This window comes from Oceanispirochaeta sp., assembly GCF_027859075.1.
Lineage (GTDB): Bacteria > Spirochaetota > Spirochaetia > DSM-2461 > DSM-2461 > Oceanispirochaeta.
In genome coordinates, this window is the sequence record NZ_JAQIBL010000245.1 from 1 (window position 1) to 4,938 (window position 4,938).

General features: G+C 51.8%; 4 protein-coding genes. 1 reads left to right on the forward strand and 3 read right to left on the reverse strand.

All coding sequences use genetic code 11. The features are described from left to right. The 3 genes from PF479_RS13645 to PF479_RS13655 all read right to left on the reverse strand — a co-directional run. Positions 1–695 (reverse strand): dihydropteroate synthase (locus PF479_RS13645; protein WP_298007535.1); only part of this gene is annotated, 695 nt, incomplete at its 3' end. Beyond that, positions 692–1,615 (reverse strand): homocysteine S-methyltransferase family protein, encoded by a 924-nt coding sequence (locus tag PF479_RS13650; protein WP_298007537.1) that lies wholly within the window; start codon positions 1,613–1,615, stop codon positions 692–694. The genes PF479_RS13645 and PF479_RS13650, both read right to left, overlap by 4 nt. Before the next feature lie 166 nt (positions 1,616–1,781). Continuing rightward, positions 1,782–2,894, reverse strand: coding sequence for an anaerobic sulfatase maturase (locus tag PF479_RS13655; protein WP_298007539.1), 1,113 nt, complete (start codon positions 2,892–2,894; stop codon positions 1,782–1,784). Between the two features lie 216 nt (positions 2,895–3,110). Here PF479_RS13655 and PF479_RS13660 point away from each other — a divergent pair, with 216 nt between their 5' ends. Then, entirely contained in the window at positions 3,111–4,829 is a 1,719-nt protein-coding gene (locus PF479_RS13660; RefSeq protein WP_298007540.1) for an ABC transporter ATP-binding protein, read from the forward strand. Positions 4,830–4,938: the final 109 nt, after the last annotated feature.

Here is a 4,938-nt window from a genome sequence, read left to right on the forward strand (position 1 = left end):
ACAGAGAGGCCGAAGGATATATTGCTGAGTCCCAGCACTGTGAGGCATCCGGGAAGTTCTTCCTTGATTCCTTTAATGGCTTCCAGGGTCTGGAGGGCCGCATTCCTGAGGGTTTCATCCCCCGCACCAATGGTGAAGGTGAGCGGGTCAAAGAGTATATCCTGAGGACGAAGGCCCATTTCATCAACGGCAATGGCGTAGATGCGTTTGGCTATGGCAATTTTTTCGGGGGCGGTCATAGCCATCCCCTTTTCATCGATGGTCAGGGCAACCACGGCGGCGCCGTATTTCTTGACCTGTTTCAACACCTTGTAGATGTTGACCCCACCGTCTTCCAGATTGACAGAATTGACGATGCACCGCCCCGGGTAGAGCTGGAGAGCCCGCTCGATGACCGCTGGTGTGGTGGAATCTATCATCAAGGGTGTTTTCAGTGACGAGGCAAAAGTGGGAATCAGAGACTCCATATCCTCCATTTCATTCCGTCCGACATAGGCGGTGCAGAGGTCCAGAACATGGGCTCCGGCGGCTTCCTGCTCCCGGGCAATGGTCAGGCAGGTGTCGAAATCATCATCCAGCAGGGCATCCCTGAATCGCTTGGAGCCGTTGGCATTGCAGCGTTCTCCGATGATGAGTGGTTTTATGGGCTGAATCAGATCTACTGCTTCATAAAGGCTTGCTATAGAGGGTTTCAAGGCAGGACCTCCCGTTTGGCTGGGGTTGTTCCGGCCAGTGCTTTTTTCAAGGCGATGATATGCTGGGGAGTCGTACCGCAGCATCCTCCCGCCAGGGAGACACCCCAGTCTCCGATGAAAGTCTTCAGTTCCCGGGCATAAGCCTCGGGACTCATGGGATAAGTCGTTTTACCGTCTACAATCTGGGGCAGTCCCTGGTTAGGTAGGCAGGAAATCCGTCCCGGCCAGTTGTGACTGAGCCAGCGGATGGTACTGAGCATGTCTTCGGGACCGGTGGCACAGTTCAAACCAAAGGATAATACCGGAAAGGGTTCGATGATGGCTGCCGCAGCGGCTATGTCTGTTCCTCCCAGCATGGTTCCTGTACTTTCAATAGTTACCGAAACCATGACAGGGATATCCAGACTTTTTTCATCCAGGACTTCATAGCAAGTGACCAGCACCGTTTTAAGCTGCAGGATGTCCTGGGCTGTTTCCAGGAGAAGGAGGTCAACACCTGCGTCTACCAAGGCTTCGATCTGTTCCTTATAGGAGGCAGCCAGTGCCTCCACTGTGATATGTCCCAGTGAGGGAAGCTTCGTCCCCGGGCCGACAGAACCGGCGACCCAGCCCGAACCGTGTTGTTCCACCGCTTTTTGTGCCGCCCTGACCGCGGCCGTGTTGATTTCTTTCACCCTGTCCTGCAGGCCGTACTCGCCCAGAACAATACTTGTGGCTCCAAAGCTGTTTGTTTCGATCACATCCGCACCGGCTTTCAGAAAACTCAGATGCATTTCGGTAATCCTGTCGGGAGCCGTCAGGCAGAGGTACTCGTTACAACCCTCATTGTCATCCCAGACTGAGTCGGGAAGGATCATGTTCTGGATACTCGTCCCGCAGGCTCCGTCCAGAATCAATAATTGTTTGTCTTTCAGATTCACTGAGAACTCCTCTCTTGTTTGTTGAGGCGGATGCCAATCCTTTCTACAGAAGGGATTCCGATGTGTTTCTAACTGTAAGAAGCCTCTGCTCTTATTAAATAATGCCGTAAGTATAATGATTCTCTTTGAAAAAATCCAAAGCCTGCATTTGATAAACCATCGGGAACTAAATTTTCCCGCGGGCCCTGTCTATCTGAATCTGATCTGCCAGGGATCTGAGACGGGGCATCGCGTGTCTGTAAAACTTCTTAAGACCTGAACAAAGGGTGGAGAGTCCGTCATTCTTCAGGCCTGTCCGGTGTTTCTGACAGTCTCCATAACAATAGGATAGCCATTCACAATTCCCGCATTGGTCCTGATAGTTCAACTTACCATTACCGAAGTCCCTGTAGGTCTGGTGGGTCAGGAATTGACTCCAGCCTTCGGTTTTAACATTTCCAAGTTTTAGTTCCTCCCTGACAAAAAAGTCACAGGGATAGACGGAGCCATCGTATTCAACCACAAAGTACTGACAGCAGTTTGTATCCATATCACATGTGGTGGGGCGGCCCAGTACCATCTTGTTTAAAAGGGAATCAAACATCCTGATGGATACTTCATAGCGGTTTTCATACCAGCGGTCAAAAATACCTATGAGAAAGTCTCCCCATCCTTCAGGACTCACAGAATAGGTCTCAGGGGTGACTCCGTCGGATTTGAATTCCACACAGGGGATGAACTGTAAAAACCGTATTCCTTTTTCATAGAAATAGTCATATATCAGCTCGGGTTGCCTGCTGTTCAGATCATTCACCAGGGTCAGGATATTGTATTCCACCTTATGCTTTTCCAGATTATCCAGGCCTTTCTGAACCAGGTGATGGGATCCTTTTTTTCCAATGGTCTTTCTGTAGTGGTCATGGATCTCCGGGGGGCCGTCCATGGAGACCCCTAAAAGGAATTTGTACTCACCGAAAAAGGCGGCCATCTCGTCTGTGATGAGGGTCCCGTTTGTCTGCAGAGCATTGGCAATCTGAGCCCCCGGGGGAGCATACTTTTTTTCTAATGCAATCAATTTTTCAAAGAAGGGGAGTCCCATTAAAGTTGGTTCACCCCCCTGGAAGGCAATAGAGTACTGGGGCTGAGATGTCTTCATATAGGAGCGGATCATTGCCTCCAGAGTGGCATCATCCATCCTCGTTTTTTTGGATTCACAGAGCTGATCCAGGTAAAAACAGTATTCACAGCGGAGGTTGCAGTCGGCGGACGCTGGTTTAACTAAAAGGGAAAAGGCTTTCATATCTGCTCCAAATTGTACGTCCCAAATTGTACGGATGAAGAGGGTGGGCGTCAATTACCGGGGAGAGTGGTTGACTCAAATCCGCTCAGGAAGTAAATTCAAGAGACCAGTACGCCTGGATCCGCATAAGGACCGGGACGTTGAGGTGAAACATGAATTTGAAAATTAATATATATATCTCAGCCTGGAATCGGGATTTTTACCCGGGAGATCAACGTGTCTTTCATTGAATTCCGAGACGTCAGTTTCAGCTACCCTGGACAGGACCGTCCAGCTCTTGATCAGGTTAGTTTTACCCTGGAACCCGGCAGTCATACCGCTATAGTCGGAGGCAACGGTTCGGGGAAAAGCACTCTGGCCCGTCTATTGATCGGACTCCTGATTCCGGGGCATGGACAGATTCTGGTCGGTGGATTTGTTACATCAGAGTCCAGGAATCACAGATCCATCCGGAGGAAAGCCGGTCTCGTTTTTCAGAACCCTTCCTCTCAGATTGTGGCCACCGTTGTCCGGGAAGATGTAGCCTTCGGCCCGGAAAACCTTGTTCTGGATAATCATGAAATCAAGGAACGGGTCAAAAACGCCCTGGAAGACACTTCCCTTAGTCCTCTTTCTCTCCGGGGGACTCATCAGCTCTCGGCGGGGCAGCAGCAGCGCCTGGCCATGGCGGGAGTTCTCGCACTGGGTTCCCGCTGCATGATTCTGGATGAAGCAGAATCCATGCTCAATCCATCAGGCCGGCAGCAGCTGAACCGTCTTCTGGCGGAGCTTAAAAGGGAGGGGCATACGATCATCCGGATCACCCATTTTATGGAACAGGCAGTTCTGGCCGACCGGGTCATTGTCCTGGATCATGGGAGGTTGGCAGAACAGGGTGATCCCTTTTTGTTTCATCATCAGAGACAGCAGTTGAGGGCCTGGCAGCTGCAGGAGACTCCATCTCAGCTGCTGAGCCGTCATTTATCTGAGGAATATGCTGATTTTCCATCCTCTTTAACAGAAGAAGAGCTCATAGGCTCATTAAAGGATCATGGTTTTTCCTGTACTCCCAAAGAATCAGAAGATACTGAATCCTTCCTGCCGGGAGAGCCGATCATCAGCCTGAGGCATGTCAGCCGTGCCTATTCGAAGCGGTCAGACTCTCCCGTTTATGCCCTAAAGAATATCAGCTTTGATCTTTATCCAGCTGAGTCCGTCTCCGTTCTCGGGCAGACAGGTTCGGGAAAGTCCACCTTTTTGCAGACACTCAACAGCCTTCTGTTGCCCGATGAAGGTGTCATCTCTCTCCTGAACGAGAATCCCCAGAATAAAAAAACGGACCTTCGAGCCCTCCGATCCCGCATCGGGCTGGTGATGCAGCAGCCGGAGAAACAGCTTTTTGCCTCCCTGGTGGGGGATGATGTGGCCTTCGGACCCTCACAAATGGGCTTGAAGGGCCGTCCCCTGGCTCAGAGAGTCAAAGAGGCCCTGGAACTGGTGGGTATGCCCTTTGATGAGTACCGTGATTTCTCTGTGAAAGCCCTCAGCGGCGGACAGAAGAGAAAGGTCGCCCTGGCAGGAGTTCTGGCCATGAACCCGGAGATTCTTCTTCTGGATGAACCCACAGCCGGGCTTGATCCTGTTGCTGCGGATAATCTGGAGAAGGTCCTCCGGGATCTCCAGACCCGGGGATTGTCCCTGATCACGGTGACCCACAGCATGGAGCAGGCTTTACGCCTGTCCCGGCGTTTCGTTGTGTTCCGGGAAGGTGAGATTTTCTGGGACGGTGATGCCGGGGGCTTCTTTGACCTCCATGATCCTGTCGCTGTGGGACTGGATTATCCCCTGTCCTCCCGCATCGCGTCTTCCCTCGGTTCCGCCCCGGCAGGCCGGATTCTGACACCTGAGGAGCTGATCCTTTCACTGGTCCCCCCTGCCGGGAGGGTCGTTTTATGAGAGACTTTGACATTCTGCAGAACCTGTCTCTGGGGCAGTACAGGCCGGGGGACTCGGTGATTCATGCATTGAATCCCGCTCTGAAGATTGCGGCACTGATCATGGGAAT